This window comes from Ferrovum myxofaciens (genome assembly GCF_000735045.1).
In the GTDB taxonomy this organism is placed as follows: Bacteria; Pseudomonadota; Gammaproteobacteria; order Burkholderiales; family Ferrovaceae; genus Ferrovum; species Ferrovum myxofaciens.
Genome location: NZ_JPOQ01000059.1, coordinates 14,060 through 32,963, shown reverse-complemented (window position 1 = coordinate 32,963; position 18,904 = coordinate 14,060). Strand labels below are relative to the sequence as shown.

Genomic DNA, 18,904 nt, shown 5'->3' with positions numbered 1-18,904 from the left:
CACTCAACGATCCAGCAAAAGACGCAACATGCGGCGCAGCGGTTCGGCAGCCCCCCACAACAATTGATCGCCCACCGTGAAGGCCCCCAGATACTCGGGCCCCATGGCCAGGGTATGCAAGCGTCCCACAGGAACCTGCAAGGTGCCACTCACCGCCGCAGGGGTTAAAAATCGTTCGCTGGCTTCACGTTCGTTGGGAATGACCCGTACCCATGCATTGGCCTCGGCAATCCGCGCCTCCACCTCGGGCAATGGCACAGAACGACGCAACTTGATGGTCAGTCCCTGGGAATGGCAACGCATTGCCCCCACCCGCACACACAAACCATCCACGGGAATACTGCCCGGACTCCGGAAAGGGGGCAGACCCAGGATCTTGTTACACTCTGCCCCACCCTTCCATTCCTCTTTGCTTTGGCCATGTTCCACGGGCACATCGATCCAGGGAATCACACTTCCGGCCAGGGGAACCCCACGAAAATTCCCGGTGGGCAACGTAGCGGACCGCAGAGTTTCAGCAACCTGGCGGTCGATATCGAGAATGGCCCCTGCCGGATCATCCAAGGCCGTGGCCACCGCGCCGTACAGCGCGCCCATCTGCTGAAGCAATTCGCGCATGTTCTGGGCTCCGGCCCCGGATGCCGCCTGATAGGTCATGGCCGAGACCCACTCCACCCATCCTGCCTGAAAAAGCCCACCCAGAGCCATCAGCATGAGACTAACGGTACAGTTGCCCCCCACGAAATCTCGCACCCCTGCCGCCAATCCCTGTTCGATGACCGGGCGGTTCACCGGATCGAGAATGATCAAGGCATGCTCCTTCATGCGCAGCGTGGACGCCGCATCGATCCAGTACCCAGTCCAACCACGGGCGCGCAAGGCCCCATGCACCTGCTGGGTATATTCCCCACCCTGACAGGTGACGATGATATCAAGAGCCGCCAGGGCATCGATATCATGGGCATCCTGCAGCGGCGCTGCCGTCCCTCCGAAATTCGGGCCCACCTCCCCCGCTTGCGAGGTGCTGAAGAAATGTGGTGTAAAGTGCGCGAAATCTCCCTCTTCGCTCATGCGCTGCATCAGCACCGACCCCACCATCCCCCGCCATCCCACCAGCCCAACGGTTTTCATGAATAGTCTCCTCAGTGGGCACGCAGGGCCGTCGCCACTGCATCGCCCATTTGACCTGTAGACACGATTCCTTCGCCGGCCTGGGCAATATCAGCCGTCCGGATACCTTGGGCCAGTACGGAACGCACAGCCTCTTCGATCCGTTCTGCCAGATCTGATCGATGCAGGGAGTAACGGAACATCATGGCAACCGACAGAATCTGGGCCAGAGGATTGGCCTTGCCTTGCCCGGCAATATCCGGGGCACTACCGTGAATGGGTTCATACAAGCCCTGGCCACGGGCATTCAGTGAGGCCGAGGGCAACATGCCGATGGACCCCGTCAGCATGGATGCCTCGTCGGAGAGAATATCCCCGAAAAGGTTGCCGGTGACGATGACATCAAACTGACGGGGATGACGCACCAGTTGCATGGCCGCATTGTCCACCAGCATGTGACTCAAAGTCACCTCGGGATACTCGGGAGCGATTTCCGTCACCACGTCACGCCACAGTTGCGTGCATTCCAGTACGTTCATCTTGTCCACGGAACAAAGCCGCCGCTGGCGCCGCATGGCCGCCTGAAAACCCCAGTGAGCCACACGCCGGATTTCCGATTCGGAATAGACCATGGTATTGAATCCTTCCCGTTCACCCGCCCCATTGGTACGGATCCCGCGCGGCTCACCAAAATAGATATCACCCGTCAGTTCCCGCACGATCAGGATATCCAGGCCGGAAACCACCTCGGGACGCAAAGTGGAAGCCGCCACCAGTTCGGGAAAGACCTGGGCGGGGCGCAGGTTGGCAAATAGGTCCATGGCCTTGCGCAAACGCAGCAACCCCCGTTCAGGACGCTGTTCCCGTGGCAGGGTATCGTACCGTGGACCACCAATGGCGCCAAACAGGACGGCATCGGCCTGTTCACAGAGAGTCAAGGTGGAGGGTGGCAGGGGATCGCCGGTCTGGTCCACCGCCGCCCCCCCCACCGGGGCCACGTCCAGTTCTAGGGAAATTCCCTCGGCGCGCAGAACTTCCAGTATCTTGATGGCCTCGGCCACGATCTCGGGTCCAATGCCATCTCCAGGCAATACGGCGATTTTCATGATTCCTCCTGAACGGACCCTGTTAAGGCCCCACTCCACTGTCAAAACCGGATATTATCGCATAGCCCGCCCGTTCAGGGCTCAAAACTCAGGGATAGTCCTGGCGCGTGGGACGAATCAGGATATCGCTGACATGAACATGGGGCGGACGACTGAGGATATAGTGAATGGCCTCCGCAATATCTTCTCCCACCAGAAGAGGGCCGAAGTTACCCTTGAAGTTATCGACCATTCCTTCCGAATACCCCGCTCCCTCCTGAAAACCACTCAGTACCAGGCCGGGTTCCACCAAACTGACGCGGATGCCCTGTGGCCCTACTTCTCGACGCAATCCCTCCACCAAAGCGTGCACGGCAAACTTGGTGGATCCATACACGGCGCTGAAGGGGGAAACATGGCGCCCCACCACGGAACCGATCACCACGATGTCGCCGCCCCGACGGGGATAGTCCACCTGCGGACGCAGATGATGGGCCGATTTTTGCATGAGAGACAGGGTGGCCGTCACATTCAATTTCAGAATTTCTTCGAAACGGGATAGATCAACCTCGGTCACAGACCCTCCCAACCCGCGCCCGGCGTTGACCACCACAGCACTGGCAAGTTGCCCGAAGTAGGCCTGGGCAGCACTGAACAACTGCACCTGCACAGCCTCCTCTGTAATATCTCCGGCCACTCCATGAAAACGCGGCCCCCACTGACGTTCCAGTTCCTGCAATTTGGCCGCATTGCGCCCATTCCCCAGCACCCCATAGCCTTGGGCAATGAGGGTACGGGCCGTCGCCTCACCGATGCCAGAAGTGGCACCGGTCACAATCACAATTCGGGAAGGAGAATTCATCAGATATACCTCATCAGGGTGCAAAAAATTGGTAAGTGGCCGTATAGGTCACCTTGCTGATCTTACCCTCTTTCCCTACCGTACATCCCTTCACCGGTCCCAGGCCACCGCGCGTATGAATTTGCCGGATGCTCGTCACCTGCGCCAGTGGGCCTTTGCCCACCGCATCGCCTCCCTTCCACAATACCCAGGGAATGTCTTCGGTTTCCTTGGGCGCAGGCGCACTGGCCATGACCACCACCCCGGCAATGGCACTCCCCTCCTTCGTACTCCAGCGCGGTCCCTTCACCAGACTGGCCAGTGCATTCCCTGTCCCGTCATAGAGATCGGCCACCGGCCCCTGTGCTGTCCAGGCATAGGCATTGTCACCACTTTTTTCACAGACGTACGTCTGCACACCTTCCCCCATGGCCTGCAGAATCATTTTCTGATCTGGCGGGGGTGTCAGGGATGCCGGCATCTTGGCGTCCTGTTTCGTGGCACAGGAAGTCAGGGTCAAGAAAACCAGCCCAAGCAGGGAGAAAGATTTTGGAAACCGTACACACCGCATGACATTTACTCCCACAGAACTCAAAGAAGGGCAGTATAAAATGCCAACACCCTTTCTGTCACGACTGGACTCCAAGATCCCAGGATTTTTGCCCAGGGGTTTGCGTCAGACGGATAACTGATAGAATCCACCCTCGTCCAAACGGGTTTGATAGGATCGAGAATGATAGTTCTGGGGATTGAAACCTCCTGTGATGAAACCGGAGTGGCTCTGTATGACGGCGCAAGAGGACTAAGGGCGGAATCATTGCACTCCCAGATCGCCCTCCATGCGGCCTATGGTGGGGTGGTTCCGGAACTGGCCTCGCGGGATCATATTCGTCTTCTGGTCCCACTCATCGAACGCACTCTGAATGAAGCCCAGGCTGACTTGGCGGATCTGGATGCCATTGCCTATACGGCGGGCCCCGGGTTGGCCGGTGCGCTATTGGTGGGTGCCTCGGTAGCCAGCGCACTGGCGCGCAGTCAACATCTGCCCGCCTATCCGGTGCATCATCTCGAAGGCCATCTCCTTTCCCCTTTTCTGGCCTCCGATCCTCCTTCCTTTCCCTTCGTTGCACTTCTGGTTTCCGGAGGACACAGTCAATTCATGGCCGTGGAAGGTTTGGGACGTTACCGCCTGCTGGGAGAAACAGTGGACGACGCCGTGGGAGAGGCCTTCGACAAAACGGCTCAACTGCTGGGATTACCCTATCCTGGGGGACCCGCACTGTCCCAGTTGGCCCGTCAGGGAGATCCGGAACGCTTTCATTTACCCCGTCCTCTCCTTCAAAGTGGCGACTTGCAACTCAGTTTCAGTGGTTTGAAAACTGCCGTTGCCCAACGAGTACGCCGTCAATCCCCTGCGGATTACCCGGATATCGCCGCCGCTTTCGAAGCAGCGGTGGTGGATGTACTGACCCATAAAACCCGTCTGGCCCTGCGCATGACCGGCTATACCCAATTGGTGGTGGCGGGGGGGGTAGGGGCCAACCAACCCCTGCGTCAAGCCCTGCGTGCACAACTGGAACCTGCCGGCATCCGGGTTACCTTTCCCCCGGCGCATTTGTGTACGGACAATGGCGCCATGATTGCTTATGCGGGCTACTGTCACTTGCAGAATCCCGCGCTCTGGACCCGCTATCGAGATTCGCTCTCCCCCGGCTTCACCATTCACCCGCGCTGGGACCTGGCTGCCTACGCGACCCATCTCTGACAGGGTTCGGATCAGTCCCCCGCGCTCCGCAACCGCAAACCGAGCAAAGAGGATCACGCAGCAAACGCACGGTGCGAAATTCGCTACTCAATCCATCCAGAAGCAGAACGCGTCCCACCAGAGGGTTGCCCACGCCCGTCAATACCTTGATCGCCTCTCCTGCCTGCAGGGTTCCCGTCGTACCAGCCAAAGGGGCAAAAACGCCCAACAGGGCACAGCGTTCCTCTTCTTCCAGCCAACTCTCCGGCGGATAGAGACAGGCATAGCAGGGGGTATCTTTCTGTCGAAAATCAAACACGCTGATCTGGGCTGAAAACCGAATGACAGCCCCCGAAACCAAAGGGATGCCGTGCTCCTGGCATGCTCGGTTGAGGGCAAAACGGGTGGCAAAATCGTCACAACAATCGAGAACCAGATCCACCCCCCCAAGGCGCTCCCCCCATGCCTCGGGGGCCACTTTCCGGGGATCGACACGAACGTCAATCGTGGGATTGAGTTGCTGCAAGCGCTCGGCGGTGGCCTTCACCTTTAAACGGCCCACGTCCGAACTGGCAAGGGCAATCTGGCGTTGCAGGTTGGTCAGATCCACCACATCCCCATCACAAAGGGTCAGAGTACCGACTCCCGCTGCTGCCAGATAAAGGGAAGCCGGCGAACCCAACCCGCCCACACCGACGATCAGGACATGGGCACGAGTCAACCGTTCCTGCGTTTCTGCTCCCCACGGTTCCAGCAACAAGTGCCGACTGTACCGTAACAGTGCCGAATCTTCCACTTTCCCCTCCCGCACGAAGTTCAGTGCGGTTTGGCCACCTCTTGCTTGAGGTAGGCCCGAGCAGCATCCAGTTGGGGATCCGGCAACTCATCCCCCTTGGCTCCTGGTTTATGTACAGGTTTCCCTGCTTTGTCTGACGCTGGGGTCGCCACAGGTTTTTGGTCGACAGCCGGAGTCGCTGCAGGAGTTTCAGGTAAGGCGGTGGGGGCACCACTCTCGACGGGTTTGACAGCGGCATCCCCAGGCTTCGTCCCGTCGGTGGGATTGGAAAGATGTCCTGTCAGATCTGACTCATGGATGCCCAGGGTGGCTTCCACTGCATCCGCATCGTCGGCCATCACCTTGTCAGGTTCAATCCCCTTGGCCTGAATGGAGCGTCCATTGGGTGTAAAATAACGGGCCGTGGTTAATTTCAGAGCCGTATTCCCGGACAGAGGCAAAATCGTCTGTACCGATCCCTTGCCGAAGGTACGCGTCCCCAGGATGAGGGCCCGATGGTGGTCCTGTAAAGCACCGGCCACGATTTCCGAAGCCGAAGCCGATCCGCCATTGACCAACACTACCAGCGGCAACTTCTTGATACCCTTGGGTAGATCCAACAAGTAGTCTTTTTCGCTCGCATCGCGCAGGTAGTTTTCAGGAGTTACCGTCAAATGCATCTTGGCATCGGCCACCCGACCTTCGGTGTAGACCACTAGGGACTCCGGAGGCAGAAATACGCCCGCCACCCCCACAGCCGAGTTCAGCAATCCCCCGGGATTGTTGCGCAGGTCCAGGATCAAACCTTTGGGCTGATCCTTGTTGTCCTTGTAGAACTGTTCCACGGCGTTGGCCAGATCCTCGCCCGTATGTTCCTGGAACTGGCTGATGCGAATCTCGCCGTAGCCTGGGTCGAGTTCCTTCAACTTGACACTCTTCATCTTGATGATGGCCCGTTTCAGGGTGATCACCAACGGTTTGGGTTCGTTCTTGCGCAGAATGGTGAGAGTGATGGGGGTATCGGGTTTGCCGCGCATGCGTTTGACCGCATCATTGAGGGTCATGCCCTTGATCGCCGCGTCATCCAGTTTGATGATGTAATCCCCGGATTTGATGCCCGCCTTGGACGCAGGCGTGTCATCGATGGGGGTGACCACCTTGACCAGACCATCTTCCATGGTGACCTCGATTCCCAACCCACCGAACTCTCCCTGGGTCCCATCCTGAAGTTCTTTATAGGCTTCCTGATCAAGATAAGCCGAATGGGGGTCCAATCCTGCCACCATGCCGGTGATGGCTTCCTTGATCAATTTATGATCGTCCACCGGCTCGACATAATCGCTTTTGATACGTCCAAAAATTTCGCTGAAGACACGTAGATCTTCAATAGGCAAAGGACTCCCGGCAGGCGTGGCCGCCTTGTCGGCCACCGCCGAAAAATTGAGGGTCAGGGCAAACCCGAGCAGGGCCCCCAACAGGATCAAACCCAGTTTTTTCAACGGCCCCACCATAATTTTTTTCCTTTTTCAAACGCAAAATTTAAGGGAAAGTCCCATCAGGGATTCCCGACCCAGCGCATGGGATCAATGGGTTTCCCTTGATAACGAAGTTCGAAGTATAGCCCTGATTCATTATTCTCACCGGTGTTTCCCGAACTGGCCACCACACTCCCGGTCTGAACCTTTTCACCCACCCGGGCAAAAAAACTCTGCGCGCCACTGTAAAGACTCATGTAACCGTCGCCGTGGTCAATGATCAACAAATTACCAAATCCCCTCAACCAGTCCGCATAAACCACCTGCCCCGCTGCCACCGCCCGTACCTCTCTGCCTGCGGGCGCATGGATGAATACCCCTCGCCATGTTAGCCCGGTTTCTGCCCGTGGACTGCCAAAGCGGTTTTTAAGTTCCCCTGCCATGGGCAAACGCAGGTGACCGCGCAAATGAGAAAACGCACTTTCATCCTTCCCCGCTTCTGGAACCTGATCGATGGTGGCGACGGTACTTTCTCCTGCAACCGGGGCCAGATGCCGGTGCAAAACCGCCCGGTGCGAAACGGTGGCCGCATGGCGGCGGGCTTCACGGGCCAAACGATCGATCAATTGGGTCAGACGAGTTTCATCATGACGGAGGGATTCCAGATTTTTACGTTGGCTGTCGAGACGGTTGGAAAGTGACGCCATCAAAGCCGCCCGCGTTGCATTTTCTTCCTTCAGACGCTTTTGCTGAAGGGCCATTTCCGTCTCGACTCGAGCCAGAGCCTGCATCTTTCGTTCGCGATTTCGGGTAATCTCTTCCAAAGTCTGGAGGTTACCGTTCAACTCGTTGATCTTCGAAGTTTGATGACGCGCCAGCACATCCACATAATAAGTCTGCCGTGTCCATTCGTCGGGATGGATCACCCCCAGTGCTTCGGGGAGAGGGGTACCTGCCTGCCAATAATATCGATATTGAATCCAGCGTTCCAGGCTGCGTTGCTGACGCAACACATCGGCCTGGGTATCTTCGGATTGAAGATGCAACCCCCCCAGTTCGGCCTGCAATTGGGTCTGCTGAAGTTCCAGTCGATGCAACTGACTGGTCGTGGCACTGATGGTTTGTTCGGTACGTTGTAACTCTTCCCGGACCTTCTGACGAGATTCTTCCGTGGTGGCAACGTCTTTCTCCACCTGATGGATCCGTTTTTTGAGGTCATGCAGGTCCCGGGTAGGACTGGCCTCTCCTTTTCCTGCCCACAAAGCCAATAAAATCAGTTCGCTCGTCAGTACTGCCCGAAAACACCTACGGAGTACTGGTTTCACCACATCCTCAGGACTGCAGACGACCCTGATTGGCCACAGCTTGGGTCAATACCGCCACTTTGTCGGGGTCACCGAGGTAATAGTGATCAAGCACGGAACCTTGGTCATCCAGTTCATAAATCAAGGGAATCCCCGTGGGAATATTGAGTTCCATGATCTCCTCCCGGGTATGACGCCCAAGATGCTTGATCAGCGCCCGCAGGGAATTACCATGGGCCACCACCAGCACCTGTCGGCCGGACTGAACCATGGGTGCCATGGCCTGTTCCCAGAGGGGAACCACCCGCGCCACCGTATCTTCCAGGGTTTCCCCCGCCATGGCCTTCAGGGCCTCCGTCTGCTCATAGCGAGGATCATGGCGCTCTGAACGGGGATCCGACTCCGCCAACAAGGGGGGGGCGGTATCATAACTGCGCCGCCATACCAGTACCTGCTGTTCACCGTATTTTGCTGCGGTCTCGGCCTTGTCCAAACCTTGCAGGGCACCATAATGGCGCTCGTTCAACCGCCAATCCGGAACCGTGGGGATCCACATCCGTTCACAGACTTCCAGTCCCAGCCAAAGAGTCTTGATGGCCCGTTGCAGTACGGAGGTATAGGCAATATCGGGCAGCAACCCTGCATCCTTGATCAATCGACCAGCCTCCACCGCCTCCAGCAACCCGGCAGGGGATAATTCCACATCGGTCCAGCCAGTGAAACGATTTTCCAGATTCCAGACACTTTGTCCATGACGCAGCAACACCAACTTTTTCATAGTCAATCCTGACACTCTTCTCGACGTAATCTCTCCATTCTATCAGAAAGCCCCGGCTTTCTCAGCAGGGGAATTCCATGCGTGGAAGAGCGCTCAATAGATGACCTCCACCGGGTCGAGACTACGCCATAACACCCAGGTCACCACACTCCGCCACGGACGCCAGCGTTCCGCATACGAGACCAGGTCTGGCACGGGAGCCTCCTTCAGTCCGGAAAAATGAAGGCGCAGCGCACGCTGCAACCCCAGATCCGCCACCGGAAAAACGTCTGGGCGACGAAGATAAAAGATCAGGAACATCTCCGTACTCCACCGCCCGATTCCATGTACTCGTGTGAGAAGTGCGTGTACCTGCGCATCGGAAGCGGCACGCAACTCCGCTTCCGTCACCAACCCCGTACTGAAATGCCGTGCCAGATCCTTGAGATAATCCACTTTTCGCGAGGAATACCCGCATTGGCGCAATTCTTCGAGACTGAGGTCCCGAACCGCAGCGGGTTCCACGGCGCCGAGAGCAGAGAACCGTTTCCAGAGGGAATCGGCCGCCCGAACCGAGATCTGCTGACCGGTGATGGCGCGCGCCAAGGTCTGAAAGGCGCTCCCCGCCTCCGTCCATGTCGGTCGGTCGTAACGAGCCATCAGAACGTCCAGGGGCACATCGATTCCCTTCAAAGCCTGTATTGCCTTATCCCAAATCCCTTTCTGATCAAGACTTACGGGGGAATCTTCTGGCCCGGCAGGGAAGGGAGAATTCATGGAATTTCTCATCGTCAGAGGTTCTTTTACACATGAAAACACGGATCTCAGTAAAATGGGGGAATTTTTGGATATCCGAAGGAAATGACCGTGCTGGATTTTCTATTGCAACACGTCGCGCTGGTTGTGCTGGTGCTGGCCAGTGGCCTGATGCTGGTGTGGCCCGAAGTCCAATCCCTGATTGCCCAGGAAAAATCCGTGACTACCCTCCAAGCCATCCAACTGCTCAATCAGCGCCATGCCCTCGTCATCGATCTGCGCCGGGAAAAGGATTTTGCCCTGGGTCATCTACCCAATGCCCGCCACTATCCCACCGATGAACTGAACGCGCACAGAGCAGAACTGTCCCAGTGGAAAGAACGTCCCGTTCTATTGGTGGCCTCCGCCCAAAGCACCGGAACTGCCCGTCAAATTCTGCTCAAGGCGGGCTTTGTGGATATTTTCGTTCTCAAGGGAGGAATGACGGCATGGGTCGAGGCAAACCTGCCCATCGCCCATCCTTCTTCTCCGCAGTGAGTACCCCAATGCCCCATGTTCAAATGTATTGCACTGCGCTTTGCCCTTATTGCGTTATGGCTGAAAAATTGCTGACGCACAAGGGTGTCACTTCCATCGAAAAAATCCGCATTGATCTGGACCTCGCCGAGCGTGATGCGATGATTCATCGTACCGGGTGCCGCACCGTTCCGCAAATTTATATTGGCCAGACCCATGTGGGGGGATTTGACGATCTCGCCGCACTGGACCGTCAAGGCCTGCTCGATCCCCTGTTAGACAATGCCTGAACTTTCATTTTTTTATTGACCTCACGCCAGGACTACGCACCATGACCCAAAACGGACAAACCAACACGCCCATGTTCTCCATCGAAAAGATCTATCTGCAGGATTCCTCTTTGGAAATGCCTCTTGCCCCCAAGATATTCCTGGAACGGGAGACTCCGCAAATCGAGATCCAACTCACCAACGATAATCAATCCATCGAAGAAGGGCTTTATCAGTGCACCGTTACCGTCACCGTCACTGCCAAAATCACTGATAAAACCTTGTTTCTGGTGGAAGCCAAACAGGCGGGGATTTTCCGCATTCTCAATATTCCGGCGGAAGACATGCCCATTCTGATGAATGTGACTTGCCCCAATATCCTTTTCCCCTATGTGCGTGAAGTAGTCTCTGATTTATCGACCCGCGCCGGTTTCCCACCGGTCATTCTCAATCCGGTCAATTTTGAAGTGCTCTATCACCAGCAAATTCAACAAAACGCTATGCCCGCCTCCAGCACGGTTCAGTAACCCATGCGTCTCACGGTTCTGGGAACGGGTGCATGGGGTACGGCCCTGGCACTTTCCCTGAGCGGGTTTCATTCCGTTACCCTTTGGGGACGTGACCCCATCCAAGTCCAGGCCCTGCGCCTGGATCGAGAGAACCGTCGCTATCTGCCCGGTCATGCCTTACCCCCTTCCTTGCAACTCTCATCCCACTTACCCAGTGCCTTGCAAGATGCCGACCTGGCACTGCTGGTGGTTCCTGTCGCCGCCCTGGAAGAAATCCTGAGCGCCCTTGCGGTACTGCGTCCTTACCTGCCTTTCTTGTGGGCCTGCAAGGGGGTGGAACAAGGAACACGGCGCCTGCCCCACCAGATCGTTCGTGCCCACCCCGCGTTACAGGGTCCGCAGGGCGTACTTTCCGGCCCCTCCTTCGCCACGGAAATTGCGGCCGGACTGCCTGCTGCCCTGACCTTGGCCTCGGCCGACGAAGCCTTTGCCCAAAGCACGGCACGTCTCCTGCATCACCCGCACCTGCGCCTTTATTCGAGTACGGATCTGGTGGGGGTTGAAATTGCCGGGGCCCTGAAAAATGTCATGGCCATCGCCAGTGGGCTCTCCGACGGTCTGGGTCTGGGCCTGAATGCCCGAGCGGCTCTCATCACCCGGGGGTTGGCAGAAATCACCCGTCTCGGCATGGTACTGGGCGGACACCGTACGACCTTCATGGGGCTGACTGGTTTGGGCGATCTGATCCTCACCTGTACAACGGCTCTCTCACGCAACTACCAGGTGGGACAGGGGCTGGCCCAAGGGCTTCCACTGGGTCCCTTGCTGACCAGTCTTGGTCATGTGGCAGAAGGGGTTCCCACAGCGCCGGCAGCCCTTCAACTGGCTCAGGAGCACGGGGTGGAAATGCCCATCACTGCCACGGTTCAGAAAGTCTTGAGCGGTGCATTGAATGTCCAGGACGCCGTCCTCCAGTTGCTGGCGCGCGATCCGCGCGCGGAATGAATGCCCCGCCTCACAAAGCCCCACAAAATTCCTGCTGCCGCCAAGCTTCAAACACCATCACTGCCACGGCATTGGACAGGTTGAGACTACGATTGTGGGGACGCATGGGCAGACGAATCCAGGTCGATCTGTCAAACTCCTCCAGAACAGACAAGGGCAATCCCCGGGTTTCCGGGCCAAAGAGAAATACATCTCCAGGCTCATAGCGAGCGCCCGTATGGTTTCCACTTCCCCGGGTGGTCAGCGGAAACCAGCGCCGTTCCCTCAGGGTCTGGCGACAGGCATCCCAATCGGGATGCACCGTCAGCACCATTTGCTCATGGTAGTCCAGTCCAGCCCGACGCAAGTGCCGATCACTCACCTCAAAGCCCAGTGGAGAAACAAGGTGCAGACGGGCTCCGGTATTGGCACAGAGACGAATGATATTACCGGTATTGGGAGGAATTTCCGGTTGGTACAGTACCACATCGAACATGGGGAATCCTTGTCTGTTGGGCGCATTGCGTTTTAGAAAGAGTCCGGTACCGGCGCCTCGGCACAGACCCACACGTCGACCCCACCTACGCCCACTTGGTGCAAAGCTGCAGTCGCCGCTTCGAGGGTAGACCCCGTCGTCAATACATCGTCCACCAGCGCCACCTGCCGTCCTTGCAAGTGGGCACTGGCACGAAAAGCCCCCACCACATTGCTCTGTCGTGCTGCCCGTGGCAGTTCGGCCTGAGGCAGGGTCGCCCGCAGACGGACCAACCCTTTCTGCACCGGACAGTGCAACCAATGAGCCAAGGGACGGGCCAACTCGAGCGCCTGATTATACCCGCGCCTGCGCCAGCGTTGGCGCGACAAGGGGATGGGAATCACGCAATCAGGCAAACAGGCGGGCAGGGGAAATTCCCGCCAGACTTGGGCCAAAGTTGGCGCGAGATACAGCGCCTGACCAAACTTGAGGGCACGAATCAGGGAAACCACCGGATAGACATAATCAAAGCCCACCTGCACCCGTCCTACGCCCATCAGGGTACGCCGACGCGTCTCGGCATAACGGGGAAGGGATGCCCAACAGGCAGCGCAGAGCGTGCTCCCTGTACCCACTGGTACGCCACAGAGAAAACAGGGAGAAACCGCTACACGGCATAGAGCCTGCCCTCCCTTCGCCCGCCACAGGGTAAGCCTTTCGATGATTTCCTTCCCCTGGAAACCCAACCCGCCCCATTTCTTTGAAACACTCGACATTTGACACCTTCCTCCAGTTACCGGACAATCCGCTACCATGATGAATGATAGCCCCCTCCACTCCCCTCTCTCCTTCCAAGAAAGCGCCTCCACTGCGCCTGTTTGGACCCGTACCACCCTGACGGCGCTCTTTGAATTGCCCTTCAATGATCTGCTGTGGCGTGCCCAGTCCGTACACCGCGCCCATTTCGATCCCAATGGTGTGCAACTGTCCACCTTGCTCTCCATCAAGACGGGGGGCTGTCCCGAAGATTGCGGATATTGCCCTCAATCGGCCCATCACAGCACAGACTTGGCGCGCCAGTCGCTGCTCACGACGGATGAAGTGCTGAAGGCCGCACAACGCGCCAAGGAGGCAGGGGCCACGCGATTTTGCATGGGTGCGGCATGGCGCAGCCCCAAAGAACACGATCTGGACCAGGTCATCCACATGGTCCGTGCGGTGCGTGACCTGGGTATGGAAACCTGCGCCACTCTGGGCATGCTGAGCCCCCCCCAGGCCGAGCGTCTGAAAGAAGCCGGCCTGGAGTACTACAATCACAATCTGGACAGTGACCGGGAATTTTACGGGGATATCATAAAGACCCGTCAGTTTCAGGATCGTCTCGATACTCTGCAAGCCGTGCGTAGCGCGGGTATGAAGGTCTGTTGCGGCGGCATCGTCGGCATGGGCGAAACCCGCGCCCACCGTGCCGGTCTGATTTATGAACTCACTCAACTCGACCCTGCCCCGGAATCCGTACCTATCAACCTGCTGGTTCAAGTGCAAGGTACCCCCTTGTATGGAACCGAGGCGTTGGACCCCCTCGAATTCGTCCGCACCATCGCCTGCGCGCGCATTGCCCTGCCTTTTTCACGGGTACGCCTGTCGGCAGGTCGGGAAGGGTTGTCCGATGAATTACAGGCCCTCTGTTTTCTGGCCGGCGCCAATTCCATTTTTTATGGGGAACGGCTGTTGACCACCGACAATCAGGATATGCAGCGCGATCGCCGTCTCTTCGAGCGTTTGGGCCTGCACGCCGAGTAGTGGATACCCCTCGGGAAATCCTGCGTCTGCGCCGAGGTTTCCTGCGCCACTCTCCCCGCGCCAAAGACCCCTCTCCCTTTCTGAGCCGAGAAATCGGCACTCGTCTGCTCACCCGTCTGGAGTATGTGACGCTGGCTCCACGCCGTCTGCTCGATTTGGGAGCCGGCGGGGGCTGGTCCGGCCTTGCCCTGCAGCACCGTTTTCCGGACACAACCCTGCTGGAAGTGGACTGGGTTCCCGAATTGCTTCCCGTGCCTGTGGAACGCGCCTGGTGGGCGAAATGGAGACAGCCTCCCACCCGTTTTTCTCTGGCAGCCAGCGCGCTTCAACTTCCTTTGGCCCGACACAGCATCGATCTGGTCTGGGCCCACCTGTTATTGCCCTGGACTCCCATGGAGCAGGTATTTACCGAAGTAGAGCGGGTGCTTGCGCCCGGCGGACTGTTTCTGTTCTCCACCCTGGGGCCGGATACCCTGCGTGAGTTGCGCCCAGCCCTGGGTGAACTGCCGGAGGGAAGGCATCGACTGGGGCCTTTTAGTGATATGCACGATCTGGGCGATGCGCTGGTACAGACCCGACTGGCCGATCCGGTCATGGAACGGGAGGATCTGCACATCGATTACCCGGACCTGAATCTGCTTCTACAGGATCTGCGCGCCCTAGGTCCCGCGCCAGCGCCCCGTCCAACCAGTTGGGTGGGGCAGCAGGCCTGGCAGCGCATGACCCGTGCCTATGAGGAACAACGCTCAACGAGTGGGTTACCCACCACTCTGGAAGTTATTTACGGGCAGGCGTGGAAGCCTCAACCGCGCACCTTACCCGACGGGCGAGCGGTGATCGAAGTTCGTCCCGCGCCTTAGATCAGTCCCCCACGGCAGGGTGGGATCGAAGATGGTTTTCCACCCCGGATAGGATTTCTGCATGGGCTTCCTGAGGCCCCGCCCAGCCCTCTACCTTGACCCATTTGCCTTTTTCCAGGTCCTTGTAATGCTCGAAGAAATGCACGATCTGTTGCAAAGTCAATTCCGGCAGGTCCTCGACCCGCTCAAGGTGCCGATACAAGGTACAGAGTTTGTCCACAGGCACAGCCAGTAACTTGGCATCCTGTCCCGCTTCATCGGTCATCTTCAGCACGCCCAGAGCCCGACACCGCACCACCACTCCGGTGATCAGCGGCACTGGGGTGATCACCAGCACATCCACCGGATCGCCATCCTGGGAGAGGGTTTGAGGAATGTATCCATAGTTGCAGGGGTAATGCATGGCGGTGGACATGAAACGGTCCACGAACATGGCACCCGTTTCCTTGTCCAGTTCGTATTTGATGGGATCCCCATGCATGGGAATTTCGATGATGACATTGAAATCGGTGGGCAGGTTGCGCCCGGCAGGCACACGATCCAGATTCATGAGCAATCCTTATGGTCAGAATGAAAAAATGCAGAGGGAATCACCCCCTGCGTACCCTCCGATTATAGCGCCTGACAGCCTGCCCAGTCTGCTAGAATTCATACTTTGAGCAAGGAACGGTCATGCACGTCACGGTATTGGGAGCGGGAATCATCGGCATCAGTACTGCCTGGTACCTGCGCGCGGCAGGCTTTGAGGTGACTGTGGTAGAGCGCCAATCTGAGGCGGCCCTCGAAACCACCTTTGCCAATGGGGGACAACTGTCCACCGGTCACGTAGAACCCTGGGCCACCCCGGAAACCCTGCCCCAAATCCTGGAATGGCGCCAGCACGAAAGTTCTCCCCTGCTTTTTCGCCTCCAGGCCGATCCTCACCAATGGAGTTGGGGTCTTCGTTTTCTGCGCGAATGTACCTCCCGGCGCAGCACTCGTAACTTCCATCAATTACTGGCGCTGGGCCAATATAGCCGGGCCGCCTTTCATGCCCTGCGTGCAGAACTGGATCTGGCCTATGAAGGATTGGACCGGGGTATCCTCAATCTGTATGACTCACCCGCCTCGTTGGCCCGAGGTGAAAAAGCCGCCGCGCGGGTTAATGATCTGGGCTATGAACGTCGTCCCATCAGCATGACCGATGCCCTTGCCCTTGAACCGGCCTTGGCTCAGGCCCTTCCACATTGGTACGGGGCAACCTATACCCCAGGCGACAGCAGTGGAAACGCCTGTCTATGGACGCAGGGTTTGGCCCGTTTATGCGCCGCCCGAGGCGTACACTTTCAGTACAAAACCACGGTAACAGGTTTTGAGACCAAGGCTCAACGCATCCAGGGTCTCTGGCTGCAGCAGGAGACCACCCCGCATCTGCAGGAGGTGGATGCGGTGGTGGTAGCTCTGGGCAGCGAAAGTGCCCCCTTGCTGCGGCCCCTCGGACTGAGTTTACCGATTTATCCGGTCAAGGGCTATTCCATCACCGTGCCCCTATGCCAACCGGAAAATTCTCTGCAGGTCAGCATCACCGATGATGCCCACAAGATCGTCTTCACCCGCCTCGGTAACCACTTGCGCGTGGCGGGCACCGCCGAGTTTTCCGGCTACGACCACAGTTTGAACCGCACCCGTCTGGAAGCGCTGGTTCAACGTGCCCGCCAACTGTTCCCCCACCTGGCCGACTATTCGCAGATGACCCCGTGGACAGGACTACGTCCCGCCACCCCTTCCAATTGCCCCCTGATCGGCCCCACCCGCTGGGAAAATCTGTTCCTCAATACCGGCCACGGGACCCTCGGCTGGACTTTGGGGACGGGCAGTGGAAAGGTGCTGGCAGAACTGATGCAGGGACATGGGCCCGAACTCGAATTCGATTTCACCCGTCCGGCGTAGAAAATTCTGAACTCAGGGCTTCAGGGCTGCATAGAGGTGAGGCAGGCTGCGGTCCAGTCGGAAATCGATCCCCGAATGGGTACCGTCAAACTCTTCATGGACGTGCGGCACTCGAGCCCGGGTCAAGGCAGCAGACAACTGGCGTGCGCCGTAATGCAAATGGTATTGATCGCGCCAGCCGCAATCCAGAAACAGACACTTCAACTGACGTAAGGTCGAAGCATGACGGGGTGCTGCGTGAACGGGATCGCAGGCCTGCCAGCGAGCCCAGCGCTCGGAAAGCAATTCCCCGGTTTCGAGATGAAAAGGCAAACGAAAACCATTGGGTGCAGAGGAATCGGGGTCATAGGTTGCAGCCATGCCCAGATTCATGAGGGCATGGGTCTCGGCACTGGAGGGACGATCCTGAGAACCAACCGCTGCCAGAAAAGAAGTTACACGCCCATCATCCAGCCCCTGCGTCAATGCTTGGGCACGGGTCCGCTGCTCAAGGGTTTCTTCCTCCACGGCCGGACGGAAACGGGCCAGCACATCCAGAGTATTGGGCCAATCGCCCCGATAGGCCAGATCGAATCCCGCATCACCGGCATGACTGACCACCCCTCCCCAGCAGTCCGGGGTATGCATGGCTTGAAACAGCGCACCATAACCCCCCGAGGATTTGCCAAAAACCCCCCGATGGTCACGGGTAGCCAAGGTACGAAAGGTGGCATCGATGAAGGGCACCACTTCTTGGCTCAAATAATCGCCATAGGCGCCCAATGCACTGGAATTGACATACTGATTACCCCCCAATCGGGTGAAGCAGTCAGGAAAGGCCAGAATGACCGGTCCCATGGCCCCACTGTGGATCAGGCGTGCAACCCGTTCCGGCACCGACTCATTGAAAGGTTGCCAGTTGACCTGACTGGGGCCACTCCCAAAGTATCCCGCCAATCCGTAAAATACTGGATAACGTTGAACACTCCCCGGCAGATCATAACCTTCAGGCAACCAGACCGGGAAACGGCGCCGGGTCGGATCATTCCAGGGATTCCCCCGCAATACCCTCGAGTCGAATTCGACCCACGCCACACGCCCGGGGAAAACCGACTGGATACGCAGAGCCATGACAATCAGCCGTTGACTCGGCGGCGGTATTCACCGGTGTTGGTATCGATTTCAATCCTGTCGCCGGTTTCACAAAACAGGGGCACGGCAATTTTGTGACCATTCTTGAGGGTGGCCGGTTTCAGAACCTTGCCCGAGGTATCGCCGCGCACGGCCGGTTCGGTGTAATCGATCTCGCGCACCACCGAACTGGGCAACTGAATGGAAATGGCACGCCCCTCGTAAAGAGTGATTTCACAGGCCATGCCATCTTCCAGATAGTTGAAGGCATCGCCCAGACTGTCCTTGTCCATGTCGTACTGGTTATATTCATGATCCATGAATACATAGGAGGGATCGGCAAAGTAAGAATAGGTCGCTTCCTTATGCTCCAGAATGACCTGGTCCAGTTTATCATCAGCCTTGAAAACAGTTTCGCTGGCAGCCCCGGTGAGCAGGTTGCGCAATTTCATCTTGACCACGGCGGAACTGCGCCCGCCCTTGTTGTATTCTGCCTTCTGAATCACCAGGGGGTCCTTGCCCACCATGATCACATTCCCGACCCGCATTTCCTGTGCCTGTTTCATACGTCACCCGTGTTGAATTAAATGAGACCTAACCGG

At 57.7% G+C, this 18,904-nt stretch carries 22 protein-coding genes; 8 read left to right on the top strand and 14 right to left on the bottom strand.

The features are described 5' to 3' along the window. Window positions 1-3: 3 nt before the first annotated feature. From asd to IV91_RS0108270, 4 genes are all read right to left on the bottom strand, one after another. Complete coding sequence (gene asd, locus IV91_RS0108285; RefSeq protein WP_031597532.1) at window positions 4-1,131, bottom strand: aspartate-semialdehyde dehydrogenase; 1,128 nt, start codon at window positions 1,129-1,131, stop codon at window positions 4-6. A gap of 11 nt (window positions 1,132-1,142) precedes the next feature. After that, a complete protein-coding gene (gene leuB / locus IV91_RS0108280) occupies window positions 1,143-2,216 on the bottom strand; it encodes a 3-isopropylmalate dehydrogenase (protein WP_031597529.1) in 1,074 nt (357 codons plus the stop codon). A gap of 88 nt (window positions 2,217-2,304) precedes the next feature. Further along, on the bottom strand, window positions 2,305-3,057 hold the full coding sequence (locus IV91_RS0108275) for an SDR family oxidoreductase (RefSeq protein ID WP_031597528.1): 753 nt from the start codon (window positions 3,055-3,057) through the stop codon (window positions 2,305-2,307). Between the two features lie 13 nt (window positions 3,058-3,070). Further along, on the bottom strand, window positions 3,071-3,607 hold the full coding sequence (locus tag IV91_RS0108270) for a DUF3455 domain-containing protein (RefSeq protein ID WP_051862368.1): 537 nt from the start codon (window positions 3,605-3,607) through the stop codon (window positions 3,071-3,073). 162 nt (window positions 3,608-3,769) lie between these two features. On the opposite strand from IV91_RS0108270, the gene tsaD reads away from it, so the two are divergent. After that, window positions 3,770-4,801 (top strand): tRNA (adenosine(37)-N6)-threonylcarbamoyltransferase complex transferase subunit TsaD, encoded by a 1,032-nt coding sequence (gene tsaD, locus IV91_RS0108265; RefSeq protein ID WP_031597525.1) that lies wholly within the window; start codon window positions 3,770-3,772, stop codon window positions 4,799-4,801. Here tsaD and IV91_RS0108260 read toward each other — a convergent pair. The 5 genes from IV91_RS0108260 to IV91_RS0108240 all read right to left on the bottom strand — a co-directional run bounded on the left by IV91_RS0108260 (window position 4,752) and on the right by IV91_RS0108240 (window position 9,868). Continuing rightward, window positions 4,752-5,576 carry a HesA/MoeB/ThiF family protein gene (locus tag IV91_RS0108260; RefSeq protein ID WP_082783092.1) on the bottom strand — a complete coding sequence of 275 codons (825 nt, stop codon included), beginning with the start codon at window positions 5,574-5,576 and terminating at the stop codon, window positions 4,752-4,754. The genes tsaD and IV91_RS0108260 overlap by 50 nt on opposite strands. Window positions 5,577-5,596: 20 nt before the next feature. Then, window positions 5,597-7,066, bottom strand: coding sequence for a S41 family peptidase (locus IV91_RS0108255; RefSeq protein ID WP_035417489.1), 1,470 nt, complete (start codon window positions 7,064-7,066; stop codon window positions 5,597-5,599). 44 nt (window positions 7,067-7,110) lie between these two features. Further along, the gene (locus IV91_RS0108250) at window positions 7,111-8,355 is read right to left on the bottom strand and encodes a murein hydrolase activator EnvC family protein (protein ID WP_062187438.1); all 1,245 of its coding nucleotides are present in this window, start codon (window positions 8,353-8,355) and stop codon (window positions 7,111-7,113) included. Between the two features lie 7 nt (window positions 8,356-8,362). Further along, window positions 8,363-9,112, bottom strand: coding sequence for a 2,3-diphosphoglycerate-dependent phosphoglycerate mutase (gene gpmA / locus IV91_RS0108245; protein ID WP_031597521.1), 750 nt, complete (start codon window positions 9,110-9,112; stop codon window positions 8,363-8,365). A 93-nt stretch (window positions 9,113-9,205) separates the two neighbouring features. Next, window positions 9,206-9,868, bottom strand: coding sequence for a DNA-3-methyladenine glycosylase family protein (locus IV91_RS0108240; protein ID WP_084190002.1), 663 nt, complete (start codon window positions 9,866-9,868; stop codon window positions 9,206-9,208). A gap of 90 nt (window positions 9,869-9,958) precedes the next feature. Here IV91_RS0108240 and IV91_RS0108230 point away from each other — a divergent pair, with 90 nt between their 5' ends. From IV91_RS0108230 to IV91_RS0108215, 4 genes are read left to right on the top strand one after another with little or no spacing between them, the layout of a single operon-like run. Beyond that, on the top strand, window positions 9,959-10,384 hold the full coding sequence (locus tag IV91_RS0108230) for a rhodanese-like domain-containing protein (RefSeq protein WP_160171549.1): 426 nt from the start codon (window positions 9,959-9,961) through the stop codon (window positions 10,382-10,384). Between the two features lie 8 nt (window positions 10,385-10,392). Then, the gene (gene grxC, locus IV91_RS0108225; RefSeq protein WP_031597518.1) at window positions 10,393-10,653 is read left to right on the top strand and encodes a glutaredoxin 3; all 261 of its coding nucleotides are present in this window, start codon (window positions 10,393-10,395) and stop codon (window positions 10,651-10,653) included. 41 nt (window positions 10,654-10,694) lie between these two features. Beyond that, the gene (gene secB / locus IV91_RS0108220) at window positions 10,695-11,159 is read left to right on the top strand and encodes a protein-export chaperone SecB (RefSeq protein ID WP_031597517.1); all 465 of its coding nucleotides are present in this window, start codon (window positions 10,695-10,697) and stop codon (window positions 11,157-11,159) included. 3 nt (window positions 11,160-11,162) lie between these two features. Next, a complete protein-coding gene (locus IV91_RS0108215) occupies window positions 11,163-12,146 on the top strand; it encodes an NAD(P)H-dependent glycerol-3-phosphate dehydrogenase (protein WP_031597515.1) in 984 nt (327 codons plus the stop codon). A 10-nt stretch (window positions 12,147-12,156) separates the two neighbouring features. Here IV91_RS0108215 and IV91_RS0108210 read toward each other — a convergent pair whose 3' ends face one another. After that, window positions 12,157-12,621 (bottom strand): tRNA (cytidine(34)-2'-O)-methyltransferase, encoded by a 465-nt coding sequence (locus tag IV91_RS0108210; RefSeq protein WP_031597513.1) that lies wholly within the window; start codon window positions 12,619-12,621, stop codon window positions 12,157-12,159. Between the two features lie 32 nt (window positions 12,622-12,653). Beyond that, window positions 12,654-13,376, bottom strand: a complete 723-nt coding sequence (locus tag IV91_RS0108205) for a ComF family protein (protein WP_051862367.1) — start codon at window positions 13,374-13,376, stop codon at window positions 12,654-12,656. Window positions 13,377-13,416: 40 nt separating this feature from the next. Between IV91_RS0108205 and bioB the strand changes: the two genes are divergently transcribed. Then, the gene (bioB, locus tag IV91_RS0108200; protein ID WP_031597509.1) at window positions 13,417-14,403 is read left to right on the top strand and encodes a biotin synthase BioB; all 987 of its coding nucleotides are present in this window, start codon (window positions 13,417-13,419) and stop codon (window positions 14,401-14,403) included. After that, window positions 14,403-15,263, top strand: coding sequence for a methyltransferase domain-containing protein (locus IV91_RS0108195; protein ID WP_031597506.1), 861 nt, complete (start codon window positions 14,403-14,405; stop codon window positions 15,261-15,263). The genes bioB and IV91_RS0108195 overlap by 1 nt, the downstream gene beginning before the upstream one ends. A gap of 1 nt (window position 15,264) precedes the next feature. Here IV91_RS0108195 and ppa read toward each other — a convergent pair whose 3' ends face one another. Next, window positions 15,265-15,813 carry an inorganic diphosphatase gene (ppa, locus tag IV91_RS0108190; RefSeq protein WP_031597504.1) on the bottom strand — a complete coding sequence of 183 codons (549 nt, stop codon included), beginning with the start codon at window positions 15,811-15,813 and terminating at the stop codon, window positions 15,265-15,267. Window positions 15,814-15,935: 122 nt separating this feature from the next. Between ppa and IV91_RS0108185 the strand changes: the two genes are divergently transcribed. Further along, the gene (locus tag IV91_RS0108185) at window positions 15,936-17,192 is read left to right on the top strand and encodes a D-amino acid dehydrogenase (protein ID WP_031597502.1); all 1,257 of its coding nucleotides are present in this window, start codon (window positions 15,936-15,938) and stop codon (window positions 17,190-17,192) included. A gap of 12 nt (window positions 17,193-17,204) precedes the next feature. On the opposite strand, the gene IV91_RS0108180 is transcribed toward IV91_RS0108185, so the two are convergent. Together IV91_RS0108180 and efp are read right to left on the bottom strand one after the other, a co-directional pair. Further along, window positions 17,205-18,302 (bottom strand): alpha/beta hydrolase, encoded by a 1,098-nt coding sequence (locus IV91_RS0108180; protein ID WP_031597500.1) that lies wholly within the window; start codon window positions 18,300-18,302, stop codon window positions 17,205-17,207. 5 nt (window positions 18,303-18,307) lie between these two features. Continuing rightward, entirely contained in the window at window positions 18,308-18,868 is a 561-nt protein-coding gene (gene efp / locus IV91_RS0108175) for an elongation factor P (RefSeq protein WP_031597498.1), read from the bottom strand. Window positions 18,869-18,904 lie beyond the last annotated feature (36 nt).